General features: G+C 74.9%; 22 protein-coding genes. 6 read left to right on the forward strand and 16 right to left on the reverse strand.

The features are described from left to right. The first annotated feature begins 1 nt into the window (after position 1). Both M3185_RS12680 and M3185_RS12685 read left to right on the forward strand, forming a co-directional pair. A complete protein-coding gene (locus M3185_RS12680) occupies positions 2–3,997 on the forward strand; it encodes a Pls/PosA family non-ribosomal peptide synthetase (protein ID WP_251334047.1) in 3,996 nt (1,331 codons plus the stop codon). A 41-nt stretch (positions 3,998–4,038) separates the two neighbouring features. Then, complete coding sequence (locus tag M3185_RS12685) at positions 4,039–5,382, forward strand: M1 family metallopeptidase (RefSeq protein ID WP_251334048.1); 1,344 nt, start codon at positions 4,039–4,041, stop codon at positions 5,380–5,382. A 47-nt stretch (positions 5,383–5,429) separates the two neighbouring features. Here M3185_RS12685 and M3185_RS12690 read toward each other — a convergent pair whose 3' ends face one another. The 3 genes from M3185_RS12690 to pheS form a co-directional block, all read right to left on the reverse strand. Further along, on the reverse strand, positions 5,430–6,080 hold the full coding sequence (locus M3185_RS12690; RefSeq protein WP_251334049.1) for a hypothetical protein: 651 nt from the start codon (positions 6,078–6,080) through the stop codon (positions 5,430–5,432). A 198-nt stretch (positions 6,081–6,278) separates the two neighbouring features. Next, positions 6,279–8,831, reverse strand: a complete 2,553-nt coding sequence (gene pheT, locus M3185_RS12695) for a phenylalanine--tRNA ligase subunit beta (protein WP_251334050.1) — start codon at positions 8,829–8,831, stop codon at positions 6,279–6,281. A gap of 3 nt (positions 8,832–8,834) precedes the next feature. Further along, positions 8,835–9,905 (reverse strand): phenylalanine--tRNA ligase subunit alpha, encoded by a 1,071-nt coding sequence (gene pheS, locus M3185_RS12700; RefSeq protein ID WP_251334051.1) that lies wholly within the window; start codon positions 9,903–9,905, stop codon positions 8,835–8,837. Between the two features lie 360 nt (positions 9,906–10,265). Here pheS and M3185_RS12705 point away from each other — a divergent pair, with 360 nt between their 5' ends. After that, the gene (locus M3185_RS12705) at positions 10,266–10,688 is read left to right on the forward strand and encodes an eCIS core domain-containing protein (RefSeq protein ID WP_251334052.1); all 423 of its coding nucleotides are present in this window, start codon (positions 10,266–10,268) and stop codon (positions 10,686–10,688) included. On the opposite strand, the gene M3185_RS12710 is transcribed toward M3185_RS12705, so the two are convergent. Further along, a complete protein-coding gene (locus M3185_RS12710) occupies positions 10,664–11,167 on the reverse strand; it encodes a (deoxy)nucleoside triphosphate pyrophosphohydrolase (RefSeq protein WP_251334053.1) in 504 nt (167 codons plus the stop codon). The two genes, M3185_RS12705 and M3185_RS12710, sit on opposite strands and share 25 nt — an antisense overlap. Before the next feature lie 157 nt (positions 11,168–11,324). Between M3185_RS12710 and M3185_RS12715 the strand changes: the two genes are divergently transcribed. Further along, positions 11,325–12,401, forward strand: coding sequence for a DUF808 domain-containing protein (locus tag M3185_RS12715; protein ID WP_251334054.1), 1,077 nt, complete (start codon positions 11,325–11,327; stop codon positions 12,399–12,401). 65 nt (positions 12,402–12,466) lie between these two features. On the opposite strand, the gene M3185_RS12720 is transcribed toward M3185_RS12715, so the two are convergent. The 5 genes from M3185_RS12720 to M3185_RS12740 all read right to left on the reverse strand — a co-directional run bounded on the left by M3185_RS12720 (position 12,467) and on the right by M3185_RS12740 (position 15,784). After that, positions 12,467–13,375 (reverse strand): TrmH family RNA methyltransferase, encoded by a 909-nt coding sequence (locus M3185_RS12720; protein WP_251334055.1) that lies wholly within the window; start codon positions 13,373–13,375, stop codon positions 12,467–12,469. A 14-nt stretch (positions 13,376–13,389) separates the two neighbouring features. Then, positions 13,390–13,779, reverse strand: a complete 390-nt coding sequence (rplT, locus tag M3185_RS12725; RefSeq protein ID WP_251334056.1) for a 50S ribosomal protein L20 — start codon at positions 13,777–13,779, stop codon at positions 13,390–13,392. A gap of 92 nt (positions 13,780–13,871) precedes the next feature. After that, entirely contained in the window at positions 13,872–14,066 is a 195-nt protein-coding gene (gene rpmI, locus M3185_RS12730) for a 50S ribosomal protein L35 (protein ID WP_047803998.1), read from the reverse strand. 148 nt (positions 14,067–14,214) lie between these two features. Continuing rightward, positions 14,215–15,135, reverse strand: coding sequence for a translation initiation factor IF-3 (gene infC, locus M3185_RS12735; protein ID WP_251334086.1), 921 nt, complete (start codon positions 15,133–15,135; stop codon positions 14,215–14,217). A 352-nt stretch (positions 15,136–15,487) separates the two neighbouring features. Next, positions 15,488–15,784: a DUF503 domain-containing protein gene (locus M3185_RS12740; protein WP_251334057.1), complete on the reverse strand. Its 297-nt coding sequence runs from the start codon at positions 15,782–15,784 to the stop codon at positions 15,488–15,490. An 84-nt stretch (positions 15,785–15,868) separates the two neighbouring features. Between M3185_RS12740 and M3185_RS12745 the strand changes: the two genes are divergently transcribed. Further along, positions 15,869–16,276 (forward strand): DUF1844 domain-containing protein, encoded by a 408-nt coding sequence (locus M3185_RS12745; RefSeq protein WP_251334058.1) that lies wholly within the window; start codon positions 15,869–15,871, stop codon positions 16,274–16,276. Positions 16,277–16,322: 46 nt separating this feature from the next. Here the strand turns inward: M3185_RS12745 and M3185_RS12750 are convergent, their stop codons facing one another. The 7 genes from M3185_RS12750 to M3185_RS12780 form a co-directional block, all read right to left on the reverse strand. Next, positions 16,323–17,177: an SseB family protein gene (locus M3185_RS12750; protein ID WP_251334059.1), complete on the reverse strand. Its 855-nt coding sequence runs from the start codon at positions 17,175–17,177 to the stop codon at positions 16,323–16,325. Beyond that, positions 17,174–17,926: a bifunctional 1-(5-phosphoribosyl)-5-((5-phosphoribosylamino)methylideneamino)imidazole-4-carboxamide isomerase/phosphoribosylanthranilate isomerase PriA gene (gene priA, locus M3185_RS12755; protein WP_251334060.1), complete on the reverse strand. Its 753-nt coding sequence runs from the start codon at positions 17,924–17,926 to the stop codon at positions 17,174–17,176. The genes M3185_RS12750 and priA overlap by 4 nt, the downstream gene beginning before the upstream one ends. Before the next feature lie 61 nt (positions 17,927–17,987). Beyond that, entirely contained in the window at positions 17,988–18,149 is a 162-nt protein-coding gene (locus M3185_RS12760; protein WP_251334061.1) for a hypothetical protein, read from the reverse strand. Continuing rightward, complete coding sequence (gene hisH / locus M3185_RS12765) at positions 18,146–18,874, reverse strand: imidazole glycerol phosphate synthase subunit HisH (protein WP_251334087.1); 729 nt, start codon at positions 18,872–18,874, stop codon at positions 18,146–18,148. Before hisH ends, M3185_RS12760 begins: the two co-directional genes overlap by 4 nt. A 74-nt stretch (positions 18,875–18,948) precedes the next feature. Beyond that, on the reverse strand, positions 18,949–19,572 hold the full coding sequence (gene hisB, locus M3185_RS12770) for an imidazoleglycerol-phosphate dehydratase HisB (RefSeq protein WP_251334062.1): 624 nt from the start codon (positions 19,570–19,572) through the stop codon (positions 18,949–18,951). Between the two features lie 145 nt (positions 19,573–19,717). Continuing rightward, the gene (locus M3185_RS12775) at positions 19,718–20,821 is read right to left on the reverse strand and encodes a histidinol-phosphate transaminase (RefSeq protein ID WP_251334063.1); all 1,104 of its coding nucleotides are present in this window, start codon (positions 20,819–20,821) and stop codon (positions 19,718–19,720) included. A 79-nt stretch (positions 20,822–20,900) separates the two neighbouring features. Continuing rightward, positions 20,901–21,353: a LysM peptidoglycan-binding domain-containing protein gene (locus tag M3185_RS12780; protein ID WP_251334064.1), complete on the reverse strand. Its 453-nt coding sequence runs from the start codon at positions 21,351–21,353 to the stop codon at positions 20,901–20,903. A 335-nt stretch (positions 21,354–21,688) separates the two neighbouring features. Here M3185_RS12780 and lexA point away from each other — a divergent pair, with 335 nt between their 5' ends. Further along, entirely contained in the window at positions 21,689–22,444 is a 756-nt protein-coding gene (gene lexA, locus M3185_RS12785; RefSeq protein WP_251334065.1) for a transcriptional repressor LexA, read from the forward strand. The last annotated feature ends 13 nt before the right edge of the window (positions 22,445–22,457 follow it).

Raw genomic sequence — 22,457 nt, forward strand, 5'->3', positions numbered from 1 at the left:
CGTGACCGACGACGTCCTGCTCTCCTTCCCCGCTCGCCCGCCCGCCGCCGCGCACCGCCCCCAGCTGTCCGGTGCCGCCGCCCGCCCGCCGGAGCGGACCCTGGTGGAGGTGCTCCTGGCGACCGCCGAGGAGCACCCCGACGCGCCCGCGCTCGACGACGGGGAGCGCTCCCTGAGCTACACCGACCTGCTGGCCGAGGTCCGCGCCGTGGGCCGCCGCCTGACGACGGCCGGCCTCGGGGCGGGCGACCGGATCGGCGTGCGGGTGCCCTCGGGCACCGCGGAGCTCTACGTCGGCATCCTCGCCGTGCTGCTGGTGGGCGCAGCGTACGTGCCGGTGGACGCCGACGACCCGCAGGAGCGCGCCCGGCTCGTGTTCGACGAGGCGGGCGTCGCCGGCACCGTCGGCGCGGGCGGCTCGATCACCGTGGCACCAGGGCGCACCGGCACGGGACCGTACCCGGCCCCGCGGATGCCCACCCCCGACGACGACGCCTGGATCATCTTCACGTCCGGGTCCACCGGCCGGCCCAAGGGCGTGGCCGTCAGCCACCGCTCCGCGGCCGCCTTCGTGGACGCCGAGGCCCGCCTCTTCCTGCGGGAGGACCCGATCGGTCCGCAGGACCGGGTGCTCGCAGGGCTGTCCGTGGCCTTCGACGCGTCCTGCGAGGAGATGTGGCTCGCGTGGCGCCACGGGGCCTGCCTCGTCCCCGCCCCCCGCTCCCTCGTGCGCTCCGGCACGGACCTGGGGCCCTGGCTCGAGACCCGCGGCATCACCGTGGTCTCCACCGTCCCCACCCTCGCCGCCATGTGGCCGGCGACCGCCCTGGACTCCGTCCGGCTGCTGATCTTCGGCGGCGAGGCCTGCCCGCCCGAGCTGGCGGACCGCCTCGCCGACGGCAGCCGGGAGCTGTGGAACACCTACGGGCCCACCGAGGCGACGGTCGTGGCCTGCGCCGCGCAGCTGCACGCCGGGGCGCCGGTGACGATCGGCCTGCCGCTCGACGGCTGGGACCTCGCCGTGGTCGACGCCGACGGGGTTCCCGTGCCGGAGGGCGGGACCGGCGAGCTGATCATCGGGGGCGTGGGCCTGGCCCGCTACCTGGACCCCGCCAAGGACGTCGAGAAGTACGCCCCCATGCCCGGCCTCGGCTGGGACCGCGCCTACCGTTCCGGGGACCTCGTGACCTACGACCCGGCGGGCCTGCTGTTCGTGGGACGGGCCGACGACCAGGTCAAGCTCGGGGGCCGGCGGATCGAGCTGGGGGAGGTGGACGCGGCCCTGCAGGCCCTGCCGGGCGTGCGCGGCGCGGCCGCCGCCGTCCAGGAGACCGCCGCCGGCCACCAGGTCCTCGTCGGCTACCTGGTCCCGGAGGACGCCCACGGGGCCTCGGCGCCGTTCGACACCGCCGCGGCCCGGGAGCACCTGGCCCAGGCGCTGCCGGCCGCGCTGGTCCCCCTGCTGGCCGTCACCGACGACCTCCCCACCAAGACCAGCGGCAAGGTCGACCGGCGCGCCCTCCCCTGGCCCCTGCCCGGGGCCGCGGACGCCGCCGCCGCGGACCTCACCGGCACGGACGAGGAGGACCGCTGGATCCTCGAGCAGTGGGCCGCGGTCCTCGGCGTCGGGCCGGTGGGACCGGACGCCGACTTCTTCGCCCACGGCGGCGGGTCGCTGGCCGCCGCGCAGGTCGTCTCGGCGCTGCGGCAGAAGTACCCCACCGTCACCGTCTCGGACGTCTACGCCCACCCCCGCGCGGGCGCACTCGTCGAGATGGTGCGCCGTGACGCCCCCAAGCCCCGGGCCGCGGCCCACGCGACCGACGAGCGCTCCGTGCGGCGCACCGCCCGGCGTTCGCAGGTCTTCCAGACGCTCATGGGCGTGCCCCTGCAGGTCCTGGCGGGCATGCGCTGGCTCACCTGGCTGCTGGTCCTCAACAACGTCCTGGGCTCGACCGGTCTGCTGCCCGGGACCCCCGTCGTGTCCTGGTGGTGGGTGCTGGCGGCCTGGCTCGTGTTCCTCAGCCCACTCGGCCGGATGGGCCTCACCGTGCTCGCGGCCCGCATCCTCCTGCGCGGCCTGACCCCGGGGGACTACCCCCGCTCCGGGCGGGTGCACCTGCGGCTGTGGCTGGTGGAGGGCATCGCCCAGGCGTCGCGGGCCGTGTCGCTGTCCTCGGCCCCGTGGATGCCGTACTACGCCCGGGCGCTGGGCGCACGGATCGGCCGCGACGTCGATCTGCACTCCGTCCCGCCCGTCACGGGTCTGCTGACGGTCGGCCGCGGGGCCGCCGTCGAGCCCGAGGTGGACCTGTCCGGCTGGTGGATCGACGGCGACGTGCTCCACGTCGGGTCCGTCCAGATCGGTGCCGACGCCGTCGTGGGTGCCCGCTCCACGCTCATGCCCGGCACGCGGATCGGGCGCGGGGCCCGGGTCGGCGCAGGCTCCGCGGTGCTCGGGAGGGTCAAGGACGGGGTGCGCGCCGAGGGCTCCCCCGCCCAGGCCGCGGGCAGGCACCGCCCCGCGTGGCCAGCGGGGCCGGCGCCGCGCTCCCGCTGGTGGGCGACGGCCTACGGCCTCGCCTCCGTCGTGCTGTCGGCCATCCCCTACCTCGCCGCCGCGGCCGCCGCGGCCGTCCTCGGCGCGGCGCTGCGCCCGGAGCTGGGGCAGGCGCCCACCCTCACCGCCCTGCTCGCGGACCGGACCCTGCTGTGGGCCGTGCCGCTGGCCGCGCTGGTGTGGTTCCTCGTCTGCGCCCTGCTGGTGCTCGCGGTCGTCCGGGCCCTGTCCCGGGGCATCACGGCCGGGCACCACCCCGTCCGCTCGGCCGTGGGATGGCGGATCTGGGCCACGGAGCGGGTGATGGACATGGCCCGCGAGCTGCTGTTCCCGCTCTACGCCGGGCTCTCCACCCCGGTCTGGATGCGGCTGCTGGGCGCCAGGGTCGGCCGCGACGCCGAGATCTCCACGGCCGTGCTCATCCCCTGCCTGACCACCATCGGCGCCGGAGCCTTCCTGGCCGACGACACCAAGCTCGCCCCCTACGAGCTCGGCGGCGGGTGGATGCACGTCGGTCCCGTCAAGATCGGCAAGCGCTCCTTCCTCGGCAACTCCGGCCTCGCCGCCGCCGGGCGGCGGGTGCGCAAGAACTCCCTGGTGGCCGTGCTGTCCTCCGCCCCCGAGAAGGCCAAGGCCGGGTCCTCGTGGCTCGGCTCTCCCCCCATCCGGCTGCGGCGCACGGCGGTCGAGGCGGACGACGCGCTGACGTACGCCCCGCCCGCGCGGCTGAAGGTGCTCCGCGGGGCCGTCGAGAGCCTGCGCCTGACGGCCGTGGTCGCCTCGACCGCCCTGGTGTTCCTCACGGTGCTGGTCCTCGACCGGATCGTCCAGGGCTCCGGCTATGCGGTGGCCGGCCTGGTCTCCGGCGCGGTGATGATGGGGGCGGGCCTGCTCGCGGCGGTGCTGTCCGTGCTCGTCAAGTGGGCGCTCGTGGGCCGCATCCGAGGGGGCGAGCACCCCCTGTGGAGCTCCTTCGTCTGGCGCAACGAGCTGCAGGACACGTTCGTCGAGCTCGTGGCCGCCCCGTGGTTCGCGAACGCCGCTGCGGGCACCCCGGCCCTCGTCTGGTACCTGCGCGCCCTGGGGGCCCGGATCGGTCACGGCGTGTGGTGCGAGACCTACTGGCTGCCCGAGGCGGACCTCGTGCGGCTGGGCCACGCCTCGACCGTCAACCGCGGCACCGTCCTCCAGACCCACCTCTTCCACGACCGCATCATGTCCCTGGACACCGTGGCGCTGGGGACGGGCGCGACCATGGGCCCGCACGGGGTGATCCTCCCGGCCGCGAGCGTGGGGGACGCCACGACGGTGGGACCCGTGTCGCTGGTGATGCGCGGGGAGTCCGTGCCCGCCGCCTCCTACTGGACCGGCAACCCGGTCCGGCCCTGGTCCCGCAACGTCCCCGTCCCGACCGCCGGCGCCGCCACCGGTCCGTGACCGGACCCGTTCCCGCCCCCACCCCTCACGAAAGGCCCCGCGTGCCCGTCACCTCCTGCCCCCTCCCGGACCCGTACACCCCGGCGGCCGGGACCCCGGCCGTCCGCGTGCACCGGTACGACCTGGAGCTGGACTACCGGGTGGAGAGCAACCGGCTGGCCGGCGACGCCGTGCTGCACTGCACGGCCCGCAGCTCGTCCCCCCGCATCGAGCTGGACCTCACCGGGCTGTCCGTGAGCCGGGTCCGCGCGGGCCTGGGGGCGGAGCACGGGGGGAGGAAGCCCGTCCGGTTCGCCCAGCACGGCCCGCGCCTGGCCGTCACCCTCCCCCGTCCCCTCGAGCACGGGGAGGAGTTCACTCTGGAGATCCGCTACGGGGGCCGGCCCGGGCCGGCCGACGGGCCCTGGGGTGAGATCGGCTGGGAGGAGCTGACGGACGGCGTGCTCGTGGCGGGCCAGCCCACCGGGGCCTCGACCTGGTTCCCCTGCAACGACCACCCGTCGCAGAAGGCGACCTTCCGCTTCGAGATCTCCACCGACGCGGAGTACTACGTCCTGGCCAACGGCCGGCTCGAGTCCCGGACCCGCCACGCCAGCCGCCGCACCTGGGTCTACCGCCTCGACGTCCCCACGCCGACCTACCTCGCCACCGTCCAGATCGGCGACTACCGGCGCACCCGGCTCGTGGAGGGACCCGTCCCCCAGTACCTGGTCCACCCGGTGGGCCGGGCCGACGAGTGCGCCGAGGGCTTCCACTCCCAGGAGCAGATGATGGCCGCGTTCACGGAGGCTTTCGGCCCCTACCCCTTCGAGGACTACACGGTGGTGGTGGCCGAGGACGACCTCGAGATCCCGCTGGAGGCCCTCGGCTGCTCGGTCTTCGGCCGCAACCACCTGGCGCACTCCTGGGACAACCAGCGGCTGATCGCCCACGAACTGTCCCACCAGTGGTTCGGCAACTCGCTCACCGCCTCCGGCTGGCAGCACATCTGGTTGCACGAGGGCTTCGCCTGCTACGCGGAGTGGCTGTGGTCCGAGGCCTCCGGCGGGTGGTCCGCGGCGCGCCGGGCCCGGGCCGCGTGGGAGGGGCTGCGCGCGGCCCCGCAGGACCTCGAGGTGGGGCGTCCCGGCCCCGACACCATGTTCGACGACCGGGTCTACAAGCGCGGCGCCCTGACGGTCCACGCGCTGCGGGCCGCCGTGGGCGACGACGCCTTCTTCCCGATGCTGCGCTCCTGGACCGAGCGGTACCGCCACGGCCTGGTCACCACCGAGCTGTTCGAGGCGCACGTGGCCGGGAAGTGCCCCGGCCTCCCCCGCGAGCAGCTCACCGCCCTGCTGCACGACTGGCTGTTCCGCCCGGCCCTGCCCGGCTTCCCCGGCTGAACCCCCGGGCGGCCGCGCCGGCGGCGAGGATCTCGGACCGCTCCGGGTCAGTGCTGCTCGCGGTAGAGCCGGCGCGCGAACCAGACGCCGGCGCCCGCGGTGGCCAGCCCGGCGAGCAGCAGCAGCGCGGCCTGGACCCGCTGCCACGCCACCGTGCCGGCCGTGATGCCGTCCCCGAACTCGCCGGCCTCGGCGGTCTCGACCACCTGCAGTGTGCCGTCCTCCACGGCCAGCAGCGCGTCGGCCTCCGGGTGGAAGTCCTCCTCGCTGGAGCCGGTCTGGGTGCCGCGGAAGACGACCTCCTCCCCCGGCGTGGGCACGCGCGGGTCGGCGAGGCCCGAGTCGAAGGGCTGCTCGGCGACGGCCGGGTCCCCCGGCAGGGCGCCGCGGTAGATGGGGTTGTAGGTTTTCGTCCGCAGGTCGTTGGTGAGGTCCTGGTACTGCCCGGAGACGACCCAGGAGCGGTCGGCGTAGGCGGCCAGCCGGCGGGACTCGTCCCAGGACAGGGCCGCGCTCACGGCGAGGACGAGGCCCAGGAGGAGCCCGAGCAGCCCCACCGCGATCGGCTTCCATGCGATCGCGCGTCCGGCGCGCCGGTCGTCGTCGCGCTCGTGCTCGGGGCGGTCGCCGGCGCCGTCCTCGGTGTCGTCGTCGAAGGCGAAGAACGCGTCCTGCCGGTCGGTGGTCTCCTCGGTCATGCTGGGCTCCTGGGACGGGGGCGGGGGGAAGCGGGGGCCGCGGCACCGGGGCGGCGCGGGCGGTGACCCGGTGCCACAGTACCCAAGTTCGCCGGGCACCTCCTGGGCGTGCGCGCGTGTTACCCGGGGGCCCGTCCCCGCACGCGCGACGGCCCGCGCCCCGGGGCGGGGCGCGGGCCGTCGGAGGCGCGGACGGGCTCAGCCGCGCAGCACGGCCCCGTGGCGCTGCCCGGCCACGGCGACGGCCGCCTCGCGGGCCGCGGACGCCTCGTCGGCCGTCAGGGTGCGGTCCGGGGCGCGGAAGCGCAGCGCGAACGCCACCGACTTCTTCCCGTCCTCGATGCCGGGGCCCTGGTAGACGTCGAACACGTGCACGTCCTCGAGCAGCTCCCCGGCGCCGTCCTCCAGGGCCGTGCGCAGCGCCGCGGCGGGCACCGCGGCGTCGACGACGAGCGCGACGTCCTGCGTCGCGGCCGGGTAGCCGGAGAGGGCCCGCGCCTGCACCACGCCGGTCTCGGCGGCGGTGAGGGAGCTGAGGTTGAGCTCCATCGCCACGGTGCGGGCGGGCAGGTCCTGCGCGGCCACGAGCTTCGGGTGCAGCTCGCCGGCGTAGCCGATGGGCGTGCCGTCGGCCGTGGCGAGCACCGCGGTGCGGCCCGGGTGGAACGCCTGGTGCGCGCCCTGGCGCACCGACAGCTCGACGCCGAGGACCTCGGCGGCCAGCCGGGCCGCGTCGAGCGCGTCCTGCCAGTCGAAGGCCCGCGGGCTCACCCAGGGGGTCTCGGCCGCGTCCCGGCCGGCGAGCACCGCCGCCAGGTGGCGCGGCTGGGCGGGGATGCCGGCCTCCAGCTGGTCGAGCACCTCCGGGGACGGCCGGGCACCCAGCGGCGGCACCACCGGGGAGCCCAGCGGCTGCACCGGCCGGAAGACGCGCCCGATCTCGTACAGCGCGAGGTCACGGAAGCCGCGGGAGGTGTTGCGCCGCAGGACGTCGAGCAGGCCCGGCAGCAGCGAGACGCGCAGCAGGCCCTGGGCCTCGCTGATCGGGTTGGCCAGCTTCACGGACGGCACCGGCACGCCGGGCTCCGGGGCGCCCCAGAGCTCGTTGTCTGCGGAGGTGACGAACGGATAGGCGAGCACCTCGGTCAGCCCGGCGGCCGCGAGCGCGTCGGCCACGCGCTTGCGGGCCTGCTGCTCGGCGGTGAGGCCGCGGCCGGGAGGGGCCACGGGCAGCCGGGACGGGATCCGGTCGTAGCCGTCGAGGCGGGCGATCTCCTCGACGAGGTCCTCCTTGGCGACGAGGTCGGGGCGCCAGGTGGGCGGCACGACGCGCCAGCCGTCGTCGGTGGCGGTGACCTGCGCGCCGAGCTCCGCGAGGACCGGCACGACCTGCTCGGCGGTGTAGTCCACGCCCACGCGCCGGGCCGGGTAGTCCCAGGGCAGCTCGATCGGGGCGGGCTCCGTGGTGCGGTCCACGTCCGTGGTCTCGGTCCCCGCCGTGCCGCCGGCGAGCTCCACGAGCAGCTCGACGGCGCGCTGGGCGGCCGCCGGGGCGAGCTGCGGGTCCACGCCGCGCTCGAAGCGCTTGGACGCCTCCGAGGAGAGCCGGTGCCGCCGCGCGGTGCGGGCGATCGAGACCTCGTCGAAGCGGGCGGCCTCCACGAGCACGTCCACGGTGCCGTCCGAGACCTCGGTGGTGGCCCCGCCCATGACGCCGGCCAGGCCGATCGGCCCGGAGCCGTCGGTGATGAGCAGGTCCTCGGGGTGCAGGGTGCGCTGCTTGCCGTCCAGCGTGGTCAGCGTCTCCCCCGGCGCCGCGCGCCGCACGCCGAGGCCGCCGCTCAGCGCGGCGAGGTCGTAGAAGTGCAGCGGCTGGCCGAGCTCGAGCATGACGTAGTTGGAGATGTCCACCGGCAGGGAGACCGAGCGGATCCCGGCCAGGCGCAGGCGCGCCGCCATCCACGGGGGCGTCGGGGCGCCCGCGTCGATGCCGGTCACCGTGCGGGCGACGAAGCGGGTGCAGCCGGGGTTGCCGTGGATGGGGGCGGCGTCGTCGACCGCGACGGGGAACCCGTCCGCGGTGGCGGCGGGCACGCGGGCGGCCACGGCCCCGGCCGGGTCGGCGAAGGGCGCGTGCACGGCGTGGCAGTACTCGCGGGCGACGCCGCGGACCGAGAACGCGTAGCCGCGGTCGGGGGTCACGTTGATCTCGGCGGCCTCGTCGTAGAGCCCGAGCAGCTCCAGGGCGTCGGCGCCGATCTCCGGGTCCAGGCCCAGGCGCGAGAGCACCAGGATGCCGTCGTGGTCCTCGCCGATCCCGAGCTCGCGCACGGAGGCGATCATGCCCGCGGAGGTGTGGCCGTAGGTCTTGCGCGCCGAGATCGCGAAGTTCCCGGGCAGCACGGCGCCGGGCAGGGTCACGACGACCTTGTCCCCCACCTCGAAGTTGTGGGCGCCGCAGATGACGCCCTGCACGCCGGAGGGGTCGATGCCCTTGCCGGTCAGCGTCTGCTGCCGGCCCTCGGGGACCACGCGCACGGTGCACCAGTTGACGGTCTTGCCGTTGGAGTGGGTCTCCGGCTCCTTGGACAGCACCTGGCCCACCACGACCGGGCCCTTGAGCTCGTCCGTGGGCCGGTGGACGGCCTCCTCCTCGAAGCCGACCTCGACGAGGGTGGCCAGCACGTCCTCGGCGGTCGCGCCGGCCGGGACGGGCGCGTGCTCGCGCAGCCATGACAAAGGAACTCGCATGTTCTAGATCTCCATCCCGAAGTGCTCGCTGAAGCGGATGTCGCCCTCGACCATGTCGTGCATGTCCGGGACGTTGTTGCGGAACATCAGGGTCCGCTCGATGCCCATGCCGAACGCGAAGCCCGAGTGGACCTCGGGGTCGATGCCGGCCGCGCGCAGCACGTTGGGGTGGACCATCCCGCACCCGCCCCACTCGATCCAGCGCGGCCCGCCCTTGGCGTTCGGGTGCCACACGTCCAGCTCGGCCGACGGCTCGGTGAAGGGGAAGTAGTTGGGGCGCAACCGGATCCTCGCCTCCGGGCCGAACATCTGCCGGGCGAAGTGCTCGAGCGTGCCCTTGAGGTCGGCCATCGACAGGCCCTTGTCCACGGCGAGGCCCTCGACCTGGTGGAAGACGGGGGTGTGCGTGGCGTCGAGCTCGTCGGTGCGGTAGGTGCGGCCGGGGACGACGACGTAGACCGGCAGCTCCCGGGTCAGCAGCGTGCGCATCTGCACCGGGGAGGTGTGCGTGCGCAGCACAAGGTGCGCCTCGGGCGGGTCGACGAAGAACGTGTCCTGCAGCTCCCGCGCCGGGTGGTCCGGCTTGAAGTTCAGGGCGTCGAAGTTGTACCACTCGGACTCGACCTCGGGCCCGTCCGCGACCTCCCAGCCCATGGCCACGAAGGTCTCGCCGATGCGCTCCATGAGGTTGGTCAGCGGGTGGCGCCCGCCGAGCCGCCGGCGCCGGCCGGCGGCAGTGACGTCCACGGCCTCCTCGACGAGGATGCGGGCGTCCCGCTCCTCCTCGAGGACCGTGGTGCGGGCGGTGATCGCCTTGGCGACCCGGCCACGGGCCTGGCCCAGCAGCTTGCCGGCGGCCGCCTTCTGCGCCTTGTCCAGCGATCCGATCCGCCGGTTCGCCAGCGCCAGCGGGGACCGCTCCCCCGCGTGGGCGAGCCGGGCCTCCTTGAGCTCGTCCAGGTCCTTGGCGTTCTCGACGGCGGCCAGCGCCGCGTCCACGGCGGCGGTGACCGCGGCCTCGTCGGTCGGGTCGACCGCGCCGCTCGCGGCGGTCTCGGGTGGCAGTTCAGACATCAGCACTGACTTCTTCGGCTCGGGGACGGCTTCGTCCGGGCGCGCTCCGGCCCCTCGGGGCGGTTCGTTCCACGGGAAAGCCCGGATCGGCACGGATCACGGGCGGGCCCCAGTCTATGCCAGGTGCTCCGGGTCCCGCCCGTGCGGCCGGGCCGGTCGCCCGGACCCGGCCGCACCCGACGGGACGGGAGCACGCGCTCCCGCCCGCCGAAGGAGCCCGACGGGGCCCTGCCCCTTCCCTGCCCTGGCGGTCGTCGCGATCGGCGCCGTCTTCTCCGGCGAGCCGCTCGCCGCCGCCGGGACCGTGCTCCTGGACGCGGGCGGGGCCCCCTGGCCCCGTCCACGCCGTAGCCTCGGAGCATGACTGCCGAACTCAGCCCCGGGCACCGGATGCGCGCGGTGTGGAACATGGCGAACCTGTCGACGCCGCTGGGCCTGCTCGTCGCCGCCGCCACGGGCACGAAGCTGGTGCGCGGGCCCGACGGGCTGATCCTCGGCTTCGGCTACCGGCCCCGGCTGCCGAAGGCCGGGGCGTTCACCGTGGGCAACGTGGTCCTGTTCCGCGCCGGGATGCACGACGTCGTGGCCCGTCCCCGGCTCGTGGCCCACGAGGCGCGCCATGCTAGCCAGTACGCGCTGTGCCTCGGCCTGCCGTTCCTGCCGCTCTACGCCGCCGCCGCGGCGTGGTCCCTGCTGCGGACCGGGCACCCGGCCCTGCGCAACGTCTTCGAGGTGCGGGCCGGCCTCGCCGACGGCGGCTACCGCGTCCCGGGTCCCCGCTGAGCCCGAGCCTGCCCCCGGGACCGGGGTCGGTCCCGCAGCTGCTCCAGCAGCGCGCGCACGATCGGCAGGTCGGCCGGGATCCACGGCAGCGACAGCACGGCGCCGGGCTCCGCCAGCGGCAGCCAGCGCACGGCGAGGTGGTCCTCCCCCGCGACGGGGGCGGGCGCGCCGTCGGCCACCACGCCGGTCCACACCCGCATCGCCGCGGTGTCCTTGAGCGACCAGCCCTGCGCGTGCGGTCCCGGCACCTCGGCCAGCAGCTCCACCCGGGTGCCGAGCTCCTCGGCGCACTCCCGCACGAGGGCCTCCTCGCAGCTCTCGCGCGGCTCCTGCTTGCCGCCGGGAAACTCCCACAGCCCGCGCAGGGCCTCGGGATAGGCCCGCTGGGCGGCGAGGAAGGAGGTGGGCCGGCGGGCGTCGTCCAGCAGGGCGGCGCCGACCACCTGGGTGCGGTGGCCGGTGGGGAGGGAGGAGGTCACCGGACCAGTCTGCCAGCCCCGCGGCCACGGGGAGCGTGCGCGGAACCGCCGGTCCGCCGGAGTGCTGCATCCCGGCCTCTTGCACATACCCTGTAACCATGCTGATCATCACCGCAGCTCCGCCCACCCGCACCACGATCGACCTGGAGGCCCTCCGATGAGCGGTGGACTGATGGCCCTGCTGGACGACGTCGCCGCCCTGGCCCGCGTCACCGCCGCCTCCGTGGACGACATCGGCGCGGCCGCCGGACGGGCGAGCATGAAGGCCGCGGGCGTCGTCGTGGACGACACCGCCGTGACCCCCCAGTACGTCGACGGCATCTCCCCGGCGCGCGAGCTGCCCATCATCTGGCGCATCACCAAGGGCTCGCTGCGCAACAAGCTGCTGTTCATCCTGCCGGTGGCGCTGCTGCTGAGCCAGTTCGCGCCGTGGCTGCTGACCCCGATCCTCATGCTCGGCGGCAGCTACCTCTGCTTCGAGGGCGCCGAGAAGATCTGGGGCAAGCTCTCCGGCCACGGGGCCGGGGAGAAGACCCCGGTGGTCGAGAAGAGCCGGGAGGCCGAGGACACGATGGTCGGCGGCGCGGTGCGCACCGACCTCATCCTCTCGGCCGAGATCATGGTGATCTCCCTCAACGAGGTGGCCGACGAACCGCTGCTCGCGCGCGCGGCCATCCTGGTGGTGGTGGCCCTCGGCATCACCGCCCTGGTCTACGGCGTGGTGGCGCTGATCATCCGGATGGACGACTTCGGCCTGCACCTGGCCGAGCGGAGGTCCCCGGCCGCCCAGAGGATCGGCCGCGGCATGGTCAAGGGGATGCCCAAGCTGCTGACCGTCATCTCGGTCGTGGGCACCGCCGCCATGCTGTGGGTGGGCGGGCACATCATCCTCGTCGGGATCGACGAGCTGGGCTGGCACGCCCCGTACGAGGCCGTGCACCACGTCGAGACCCTCGTGCACGGGGCCGTCCACGGCGGCCTCGGCGCGGCGCTGGCCTGGCTCACGAACACCTTTTTCTCCGCGGTGCTGGGACTGGCCTGGGGCGCGGTCCTGGTGCTGGTGTGGGAGCTGCTGCCCTTCGGCAAGGGCCGGCACGGGGACCACCACGCCGAGCAGGAGGCCTCCGGCGAGCACCACGGGAAGCACTCCGCGGCGGCACCCGCGGCCCAGGACGGCAGTGCCCCGGGCGACGCCGCGCCCCCGGCCGACGGAGGATCCACCGCGGCCCGCTGACGGCCGGGCGCAGGAACCGACGGCGCAGCCCCCCGCGGGGCTGCGCCGTCGCCGCGTCTGCGGCGTCAGGCGGGCCGGGCACCGCGGCGTTGCGCGCGGGCCGAGGCGTAGAGGCACACGGTGGCGGCGGTGCCCACGTTGAGGGACTCGGCGCGCCCGTGCACCGGCACGGCCACGCGGTGGTCGGCCAGGGCCTTCTCCTGCTCGGACAGGCCCTGCGCCTCGTTGCCGAACAGCCACACGGTGGGCCGGGCGAGGTCGTAGCCGGCGTCGAGGACGTCCAGCCCGGCGGCACGGGCCGCGGAGGCGTCCTGGAGCCGGTCCAGGTCCACGTCGCCGTGCCCGTCGGCGGCCAGCACGCCGCACCCGGCCGCGCGCGCGGTGTCGAGCAGCGCGGGCAGGTCGGCGCCCACGGCCACCGGCAGGTGGAAGAGCGAGCCGGCCGTGGAGCGCACGGTCTTGGGGTTGTAGACGTCGACGCTGCCGGCGGTGAGCACCAGGGCGTCGGCCCCGGCGGCGTCGGCGGCGCGCAGGACCGTCCCTGCGTTGCCGGGGTCCTGGACGCGGGCCAGGACCGCGACGAGCCGGGGGCGCGCCGCGAGGACCGTCTCCGCGGGCACGTGCAGGGTCCGGCACACCGCGACGACGCCCTGCGGGGTCACGGCGTCGCTCATCGCCGCGAGCACGTCGCGGGTGACGAGGCGCGCGAACACGGACCGGTCCTCGGCGACGCGCTCGAGCAGCCCGGCGATGTCCGGGTGGCGGGTCAGCGCGTCCTCGGTGACGTAGACGGCGTCCACGCACGGGGACTCGAGGTGGCGGGCCAGGGCCTCGCGGGCGTTCTGCGGCCCCTCGGCGAGGAACAGCCCGCGCTTGGAACGAGCGGAGCGCCCGGCCAGTCCCGCGACGTCCTTCACCCGATCGGCTCGGGGGTTGGACATCGGCTGGGCGGCCAGGCGCTCCGTGAGGTTCACTGCGGCGGCAGTGCTCAGGCGGCGGCTTCGCGCGGCGCGGAGGTGTCCTCCGGCAGCGCGTTCTTGGCGACCTCGACCAGGGCGACGAACGCGGCCTGGTCGTTGACCGCCAGCTCGGCGAGCATGCGGCGGTCGACCTCGACCTCGGCGGCCTTCAGGCCCTGGATGAAGCGGTTATAGGTCAGGCCGTTGGCGCGGGCCGCGGCGTTGATCCGCTGGATCCACAGGCGGCGGAAGTCGCCCTTGCGCTTGCGGCGGTCGTTGTAGCTGTAGACGAACGAGTGGGTGACCTGCTCCTTCGCCTTGCGGTACAGGCGCGAGCGCTGGCCGCGGTAGCCGGAGGCCTGCTCGAGGATCTCCCGGCGCTTCTTGTGGGCGTTGACTGCCCGCTTCACACGTGCCACGTGTGTACTCCTTCACTTCGGTCCCGGCCGTCCGGCCGGGAGGTCACAACTGTGCGGGGCGGGGAGCGTCGCTCCCCGGGGGTGGGGTGGGCCTACTTGCCCAGCATCTTCTTGATGACCTTGGCCTCGCCCGGGGTCACGATCTGGTCGGAGGCCAGACGGCGGGTGAGACGCGAGGACTTGTGCTCCAGGTAGTGGCGGCGGTTGGCCTGCTGGCGCTTGACCTTGCCGGTACCGGTGAGCTTGAAGCGCTTCTTGGCCCCGCTGTGGGTCTTCATCTTCGGCATGTGAGCCGTTCTCCTTACGAGTTGTCCGGCGGTGACCGCCGGAGGGCGCGACGAGGTCCGTCGCACCTCAACGGTGCCCCCGGGCACAGCCGGGGACCGGCTGCCCGCCCGGGGGCGTTGTCAGTTCTGCTGTCCGCGCGCGGCGGGCTCAGGCCCTGCCCGGACCCGGCCGGGGACCGGGTGTCGGACGCGCCGGCGTGGGCTTCGCGGGCCGCGGGGGCGCCGCCTGCTGCGGTGCCGCCGGCTGCTGCGGTGCCGGCGCGGGCTCGGGCTCGGGCGCCGCCTGCTCCGGTGCTGCCTGCTCCGGTGCTGCCTGCTCCACCGGCGCCTGATCCTCGGGGGCCGCCTGCGGCTCCGGGGCCTGCTCCGGCGCCGCCTGCTGCTCCGGCGCCTGGGCCTGGGCGGCCTGGGCGAGCAGCTCGGCCGGGAACGCGTCCCCGATCGTCTGCGTCACGGGCTCGGCCGAGGAGGTGTCGATCTTCTCCTGGGCCCTGCGCTCGTTCTCGGCCCGGGCCTCGTCGCGCTGCTTCTGGCGGCGCGCCTCGGCCTTGGCCTCGGCCTTGTTCTTCAGCGGACCCACGACCATCACCATGTTGCGCCCGTCCACCCGCGGGCTCGACTCCACGGCCCCGACCTCGGCGACGTCGTTCGCGAAGCGCTCGAGCAGGCGCACGCCCATCTCGGGACGCTGCTGCTCACGGCCGCGGAACTGGATCATGGCCTTGACCTTGTCACCGGCGACCAGGAACCGCTTGGCGTGGCCGACCTTGGTGTCGTAGTCGTGGGTGTCGATCTTCAGGCGGAAGCGGACCTCCTTGAGGACCGTGTTCGTCTGGTTCTTGCGGGCCTCGCGGGCCTTGACCGCGGCTTCGTACTTGTACTTGCCGAAGTCCATGAGCTTGGCCACCGGGGGCTTCGCGTTCGGTGCCACCTCGACCAGATCAAGATCCGATTCGCGGGCCAGCCTGAGCGCGTCCTCGACGCGGACGATGCCGACCTGCTCGCCACCGGGACCGACGAGGCGGACTTCCGGGACGCGGATTCTGTCATTGATGCGTGGATCGCTGATGCCGTGCTCCTGCTCTTTCGCGTGCTCCCCGGCGGCTACCGGAAAGCGTCATGGTTCGGTTGCGCTCCGCAACGACAAAAGCCCCCGCTGCGGTCGGCAAGCGGAGGCTCATCGCTACGGCGTCCCGGAGGGGGCCGTGCTGCGTGACGGCACGCTGCGGAGAGCTGTCCCCGTGGCGGGCCGTCGTGCGGACGATGTCGTCGCGGACCCGGCGGCCGCCGACCGGTCCTGCGGGAGGACCGGGGTCGTGGCCGGCGCGGGTGGGAGTCTCCTCCACTTGCACACTGCGACTCAGTCTAGCCCATAGGCGCCGTGTTGCGGAAACCCCGGCGTCCCCCGTGTCGGCCGCTCGTCAGTCGTCCTCGGTCGTGCGTATCCCCCGCCGGGCGGAGAGCAGCTCCAGCTCGGGACGGGCCGCCACGAAGCGCTCGACCTCGTCCAGGACGTCGACGAGGTGGGCGGCGTCCCCGGCCACCGCGGCGGCCCCCACGAGGGCCCGGCGGTGCAGGTCGAGGTGGCCGGCCTCCGCGGCGCTCACCGGGAAGCGGCGGCGCAGCTCGGCCACGAGCGGGCGCACCAGGGACCGCTTGCCCTTGAGGGAGTGCACGTCCCCGAGCAGCACGTCGAACTCGATCCACCCGATCCACACGGTCCGGGACCTCCTCTCCGCCCGGCGCCGGGCCTCCCCTGCAGGATAGGCCGGGCCGTTCCGGCGGTGTGGCAGAGTTGGACCATGACTTCCGAGAACACCTTCCGCTTCGACGACGCCGACCGCTCCGGCCAGGAGATCCCCCAGGAGACGGTGCAGGCCGTCGACGACCAGATGCGCGACATCGCGGAGGTCCCCGCCATCGAGGTCATCACCACGGCCGCCGTCCACCTGATGAGCGCCGCGGCGGTGAAGTGCGGTCTCGCCGCCGGGGAGGACGCCGAGGAGCTGAAGGACCTCGACGAGGCGCGCAAGCTGATCACGGCGCTCGCCGGATTCGTCACCGCCGCCGCCCCGGAGATCGGCTCGCAGCACGCCGCTCCCCTGCGCGACGGCCTGCGCACCCTCCAGCTCGCCTTCCGCGAGGCCTCGCCCTACCCGGACGCCCCCGGCAAGGGCCCGGGCGAGAAGTTCACCGGCCCGGTGAGCTGACCCCGTCCTCGTCCCACCCCCCGCGGGCTGGTCCGGTGCGTCCGGGTCAGCCCGCTGTCGTGAGCCGCAGCTGCATGGAGTCCACGTCCTCGGCCAGGGCGGGCTCGACGCTCAGCCGGGCCTGGAAGCGCGCGACGACGTCGTCCAGCTGCGCCCGGTCCAGTCCGGGCCGCAGCTCGAGCACGACGGCGAGCTCGGGCCCGGCACCGCCGCCGGGGACCACGGCGCCGCCGGTGGTGCGGGCGGCGACGCCGTCGCCGGGTGCCGTGCGGGCCGCGACCACGCCGGGCAGGCCGGTCGCCGAGCGGACCACGGCCTCCGCGACCTCCGCGCTGCGGTAGGACGGGCTCCACGCCCGGCCCCGGGCGAGCGCCCACAGGGCGGGCCGGCGGACCACGAAGGGCGTCGCGGAGCCCGGGTCGAGCACGAGCAGCTGGGTGCCGTCCTTGACCGCGGCGATCGCCGTGCGGCGCACGTCGGAGGCCACGGGCCGGGCCGCGGCGTGCCAGGCCGCGAGCGCCTGCGGGGACGTGAACACGGGCAGCACCGGGCGGCCGTCGGCCGCGCGCAGGGACACGAGGGCCATGTCGGCCTCCTTGTCGGCCACCAGCCCGGCCTCCGTGACGGTGGACGAGGAGACCTCGGCGACCACGGGCACGAAGACGCGGGCGCCGGCGAGCGCGGCGACGACGGCCGCCTCGTCCCCCGTGCCCGCCCGCAGCGCCGCCAGCGCCGCCAGCACCCCGGGGTCGGCGGCGCCCTCGTCACCGGGGAAGAGGTGGGTGTGGCTGGTGCCCTCCCCGAGGTTGCGCCCCGCCCACGCCTGGCCGCCGGTGTCCGCGGTGCCGCCGGCACCGCGCAGCTGGGCGGCGATGTGCTCCGGCAGCCGCCGGTCGGTCACCGCTCTCCCGGGCGGCCTGCGACGTCGAGGGCCTGCTGGAGGGTGAAGCGGCCCGCGTAGAGGGCCTTGCCCACGATCGCGCCCTCCACCCCGGCGGGCACGAGCGTGCGCAGGGCCTCCAGGTCCTCGAGCGAGGAGATGCCGCCGGAGGCGACGACCGGCTTGTCCGTGCGGATCGCGACCTCCTTCAGCAGGTCGAGGTTCGGGCCCTTGAGGGTCCCGTCCTTGGTGACGTCGGTGACCACGTAGCGGGCGCAGCCGTCGGCCTCGAGGCGGTCCAGGACCTCCCACAGGTCGCCGCCCTCCTGCGTCCAGCCCCGGGCGGCGAGCGTGCTGCCGCGCACGTCGAGGCCCACCGCGATGACGTCGCCGTGCTCGGCGATGACCCTGCGCGTCCACTCGGGGTTCTCGAGGGCGGCGGTGCCCAGGTTGATCCGCGCGGGGTTCAGCGACAGGGCCCGGGCGAGGGACTCGTCGTCGCGGATCCCGCCGGACATCTCGATCTTCAGGTCCAGCTCTCCCGCGACCCGGCGCAGCACCTCGACGTTGTCGCCCCGGCCGAAGGCGGCGTCGAGGTCCACGAGGTGCAGCCACTCGGCGCCGGCCTCCTGCCAGGCGAGGGCGGCCTCGAGCGGGTCGCCGTAGCCCGTCTCGGAGCCGGCCTCGCCCTGGACCAGGCGCACGGCCTGGCCGTCCGCGACGTCGACGGCGGGCAGCAGCTGCAGGCGGGGGGTCTCGCTCAGGGGCATGGGATCTCTCTTCTCGGGGTGCGGGGTCGGGATGGGGTGTCGGGGTGCGGGCGCGGACGGCTCAGCGGCCGAGGAACCAGGCGTACCAGCCGTAGCCGATCAGGCCCGCGGCGACCAGGGCCAGGAGCACGACGGTCCAGGCGGGCTTCTTCTGCTGGTGGAAGGAGATGGCACCGCCGGCGACGAACGCGCCGAGGACCATGACGACGACCGCCGCGCTCACGCGGGGGCCTGGCCGGGACGCCCGGGGTCACCGGGGCGGTCGGCCGGCTCGTCGGCGGCCGCGAGCGGGTCGGCGGCCTTCAGGTGGTCGAGGCGGCCGGTGCGCGGCAGGGTGCCGAGCCAGTTGCGCAGCAGCTGGATCCCGGCCCCGGAGGACTTCTCGGGGTGGAACTGGGTGGCGCACAGCGCACCGTTCTCGACGGCGGCGACGAAGCGCCCGCCGTGGTCGGACCAGGTGATCTGCGGCGGCCTCATCTTCTCGATGGACTGCGGGAAGTCCCACTCCTGCACGCCGTAGGAGTGCACGAAGTAGAACCGCTCGTCCTCGATGCCCTTGAACAGCACGGTGTCCGCGGGGGGCTCGACGGTGTTCCAGCCCATGTGCGGGACGACGTCCGCGCGGAGCCGTTCGACGACGCCGGGCCACTCGCCCATGCCCTCGGTCTCCTGCCCGTGCTCGACGCCGGAGTCGAACAGCACCTGCAGCCCCACGCAGATGCCCAGGACGGGGCGCCCGCCGGCGAGCCGGCGGCCGATCAGGCGCAGGCCGTCGACGGCGCGCAGGCCGTCCATCACGGCGGCGAAGGCGCCGACGCCGGGGACCACGAGGCCGTCGGCCTCGAGCACGGCCTGCGGGTCGGCGCTGAGGACCACGTCGGCGCCGGCGGCCTCGAGGGCGCGCACGGCCGAGCGGACGTTGCCGGCGCCGTAGTCGAGGACGGTCACGGTGGGCCGTCGCTCGCCGGCGCCGTCCCACCCGGGGCCCTGGCGGGTGTCGGTGCTCTCGGGGGTTCCGGTGCTCACAGGGCGCCCTTCGTCGACGGGATGCCGCTGACCCGGGGATCGGGCTCGACGGCCTGGCGCAGCGCGCGGGCCAGCGCCTTGAACTGGGCCTCGGCGATGTGGTGGGGGTCCCGGCCGGCCAGCAGGGTGATGTGCAGGCAGATCCCGGCGTGGTGGGCCAGGGACTCGAAGACGTGCTGGACCATGGAGCCGGTGAAGTGGCCCCCGATCAGGTGGTACTGCTGGCCCTCCGGCTCCCCGGTGTGCACGGCGTAGGGCCGGCCGGAGATGTCGACCACCGCGTTCGCGAGGGCCTCGTCCAGCGGGACGGTGGCCTCCCCGAACCGCCGGATGCCGGCCTTGTCGCCGAGCGCCTGGCGCAGGGCGTCGCCGAGCACGATCGCGGTGTCCTCGACGGTGTGGTGGACGTCGATGTGGGTGTCGCCGCTGGCCTTGATCCGCATGTCGATGAGCGAGTGCTTCGCCAGGGCGGTGAGCATGTGGTCGTAGAACGGCACCGAGGTGTCGATCTCGTGGGCGCCGGTGCCGTCGAGGTCGATCTCGACCGTGACGGAGGACTCGCTGGTGCGCCGTTCGACGGTGGCGCGGCGCGGGGCGGCGGTGGGGTGCTGGGTGCTCATGCCGGGTGGAACTCCTCGCGGGCGCGGCCGTCGCCGCGCCGGGGGCGGGGCGGCGGCCGCGAAGGTGGTCGGGTCCGGCGCGGCCGGCCCGGTGGTGGTCTGCGTCCATGCTATCGGGGCGGGCGGGCCCCGGGCTCCGGGGGGCTCAGCCCGCCGACACGATCCGCTCCATGGCCGTGAGGAAGGCGGTGGTCTCCTCCTCGGTGCCGGCGGTGACCCGCAGGTGGCCGGGGATCCCGACGTCGCGCACGAGCACGCCGTCGGCCAGCAGGGCCTCCCACACGGCGCGGGAGTCCTCCATGCCGCCGAAGAAGACGAAGTTGGAGTCCGACTCGGCGGGCTCCAGGCCCAGGCGGGTGAGCTCGTCCACGATCCGGTCCCGCTGCACCTTGATGTCCTCCACGTTGGCCAGCAGGGATCCCGAGTGCCGCAGAGCGGCGAGGGCCGTGGCCTGCGTGACCGCGGACAGGTGGTAGGGCAGGCGCACGAGGCGCACGGCGTCGGCGACCTCCGGGGCGGCGGCGAAGTAGCCGAGCCGCGCGCCTGCCAGCGCGAACGCCTTGCTCATGGTGCGCGAGACGACCAGCCGCGGGCGGCCCTCGAGCAGGCCGAGCGCCGAGGGGGTGCCGGTGTGGGAGAACTCGGCGTAGGCCTCGTCCACCACGACGACGGTGTTGAACTCCTCCCCCGCCTCGTACACGGCCGTGACGACGTCCGCGTCCAGCGCCGTGCCCGTCGGGTTGTTCGGGGAGCACAGGAAGACGACGTCGGGCCCGTGCCGGCGAACCTGCTCGGCGGCGGAGCGCGCGGAGAGCCCGAAGCCGGCGGCGCGCTCCCCGGCGATGAACGTCGTGTCCGTGCCGGAGGCCAGCAGGGGGTACATCGAGTAGGTGGGGACGAAGGTCAGCAGGCTGCGGCCGGGGCCGCCGAAGGCCTGGAGGAGCTGCTGCAGGATCTCGTTGGAGCCGTTGGCCGCCCACAGGTGCTCGGCGCCCAGGCCGTGCCCCAGGTAGCGGGCGAGCTCCTCGCGCAGGGCCGTGAACTCCCGGTCGGGATAGCGGTTGAGGGTCCGGGCGGCCTCGGTGACCTCCCGCACGATCGCCGCGTGCACGTCCTCCGGCACCGGGTGGGTGTTCTCGTTCGTGTTGAGGGCCACCGCGACGTCGAGTTGCGGAGCCCCGTACGGGGACTTGCCGCGCAAGTTGTCGCGCAGGGGGAGGGCGTTGAGGCGGTCGAGGTTCTGCGTCACCCATACAGTTTAGGACGCCCCGACGGCGCGCCCGCGCGGCGGACCGGGGTCCGGGCGCCCGGGGTGCGGGCCGCCGCGCTCAGGCGGCCGGGACCTCGAGCACCTGTCCGGCGAGGAGCACGGAGGTCTCGAGGTCGTTGAGCTCCACGATCTCGTCCATGACCTCGCGCGGGTCCCGCTGGGCGTCGGCGGCCACGGCCACGTCCCAGAGGGTCTGGCCGGGATGGACGGTGGCGCGCCCGGTCCCGGACCCGGAGACCGGCTCGCTGGTGGCCGTGGCGGTGGAGGGCACCAGGAACACCACGGCGAGGACCACGAGGGCCGCGGCACCGGTGAGCACGGGCAGGCCCAGGAACACGAGGCGGCCCCGGCGGGTGAGGATCAGCGGCGCGGGTGCGGCGGGAGCCGTGGAGCGGGTGCGGCGCAGGGCCCGCGCGACGGCGCGCGGGGCGCCGAGCGGGCGGATCCGGGCCGCACCGACCCCGGCGGCGGCCTTCGCGGCACTGAAGCTGGCACTGGCACTGGCACTCATGGCATGCACTCCTTGACGGTCCCGCGCGGGCGGGCGATCTCGAACTCCGGTCCGACCGGGCGGATCTGCCGATTCCTATTCGATCGAACATACTTTCGAACACCGGTGATCCATGTCTAGCACGCATCTGCGAAGGATGTCGACGCCCGCTCGTACATATGTTTGAAGACACACCCGGACTCCCCTAGGCTGTGGACATGTCCGGGCCGCGGTCCGGCGCGCTCCTGGAACCCCCGGCGCCCGGCGACCGGCAACCATGGAACCACCCGGGTCCGACATCGGAACCGGGACGGGCGCCGCAACCGGCCCCACCGGACGGGAAAGGACGACGAGGAATGGCCCAGCCCCCCCACCCCGAGGACCCCCGGGCGCACTCCGCCCGCACCGGCCGCCGCGGCGCCCGCGGCCTCAGCCCGCGCCAGCGCACGATCCTCGAGGCCATCCAGCGCTCCATCGCCGAGCGCGGCTATCCGCCGTCGATGCGGGAGATCGGGGACCTCGTGGGCCTCGCGTCGCTGTCGAGCGTCACCCACCAGCTCTCCCAGCTCGAGAAGCTCGGCTACCTGCGCCGGGACCCGAAGCGGCCGCGGGCCATGGAGGTCCTGACCCCGCTGCAGCTGCGCGACACCGCGGGGGGCGGCGCCGCGGAGCCCTCCGGCCCGCGCCGGGCGCGCACGGCGGCCCCGGACTCCGTGGCGGAGCTGTCAACGTCGGCGGACGTGACCATGGTCCCGCTCGTGGGCCACATCGCCGCGGGCGGGCCGATCACGGCCGAGCAGGCCGTCGAGGACGTGCTCGCGCTGCCGCGCCAGCTGGTGGGCCACGGCGAGCTGTTCATGCTCCGCGTCAAGGGCGACTCGATGATCGACGCCGCCATCTGCGACGGCGACTGGGTGGTGGTCCGCCGGCAGAGCTCCGCGGACAACGGCGACATCGTGGCCGCCCTGCTCGACGAGGAGGCGACCGTCAAGACCTTCCGGCAGCGCGACGGGCACACGTGGCTGCTGCCGCAGAACACCCGCTACGAGCCGATCCTCGGCGACCACGCCACGGTGATGGGCAAGGTCGTCTCGGTGCTGCGCAGCCTCTGACCGGCCCGCGCCG

It is taken from the genome of Kocuria rosea (genome assembly GCF_023715525.1).
Classification (GTDB): Bacteria; Actinomycetota; Actinomycetes; order Actinomycetales; family Micrococcaceae; genus Kocuria; species Kocuria rosea_A.

Bases quoted from the DNA above. Each gene is read 5' to 3' on its own strand.
- M3185_RS12705 (WP_251334052.1), top strand. From the start codon at position 10,266: ATGACTGCCGAACTCAGCCCCGGGCACCGGATGCGCGCGGTGTGGAAC.
- M3185_RS12690 (WP_251334049.1), bottom strand. From the start codon at position 6,080: ATGACCGAGGAGACCACCGACCGGCAGGACGCGTTCTTCGCCTTCGAC.
- M3185_RS12780 (WP_251334064.1), bottom strand. From the start codon at position 21,353: ATGAGTGCCAGTGCCAGTGCCAGCTTCAGTGCCGCGAAGGCCGCCGCC.
- rpmI (WP_047803998.1), bottom strand. From the start codon at position 14,066: ATGCCGAAGATGAAGACCCACAGCGGGGCCAAGAAGCGCTTCAAGCTC.
- lexA (WP_251334065.1), top strand. From the start codon at position 21,689: ATGGCCCAGCCCCCCCACCCCGAGGACCCCCGGGCGCACTCCGCCCGC.
- hisB (WP_251334062.1), bottom strand. From the start codon at position 19,572: ATGAGCACCCAGCACCCCACCGCCGCCCCGCGCCGCGCCACCGTCGAA.
- priA (WP_251334060.1), bottom strand. From the start codon at position 17,926: ATGCCCCTGAGCGAGACCCCCCGCCTGCAGCTGCTGCCCGCCGTCGAC.
- M3185_RS12745 (WP_251334058.1), top strand. From the start codon at position 15,869: ATGACTTCCGAGAACACCTTCCGCTTCGACGACGCCGACCGCTCCGGC.
- pheS (WP_251334051.1), bottom strand. From the start codon at position 9,905: ATGTCTGAACTGCCACCCGAGACCGCCGCGAGCGGCGCGGTCGACCCG.
- pheT (WP_251334050.1), bottom strand. From the start codon at position 8,831: ATGCGAGTTCCTTTGTCATGGCTGCGCGAGCACGCGCCCGTCCCGGCC.
- M3185_RS12715 (WP_251334054.1), top strand. From the start codon at position 11,325: ATGAGCGGTGGACTGATGGCCCTGCTGGACGACGTCGCCGCCCTGGCC.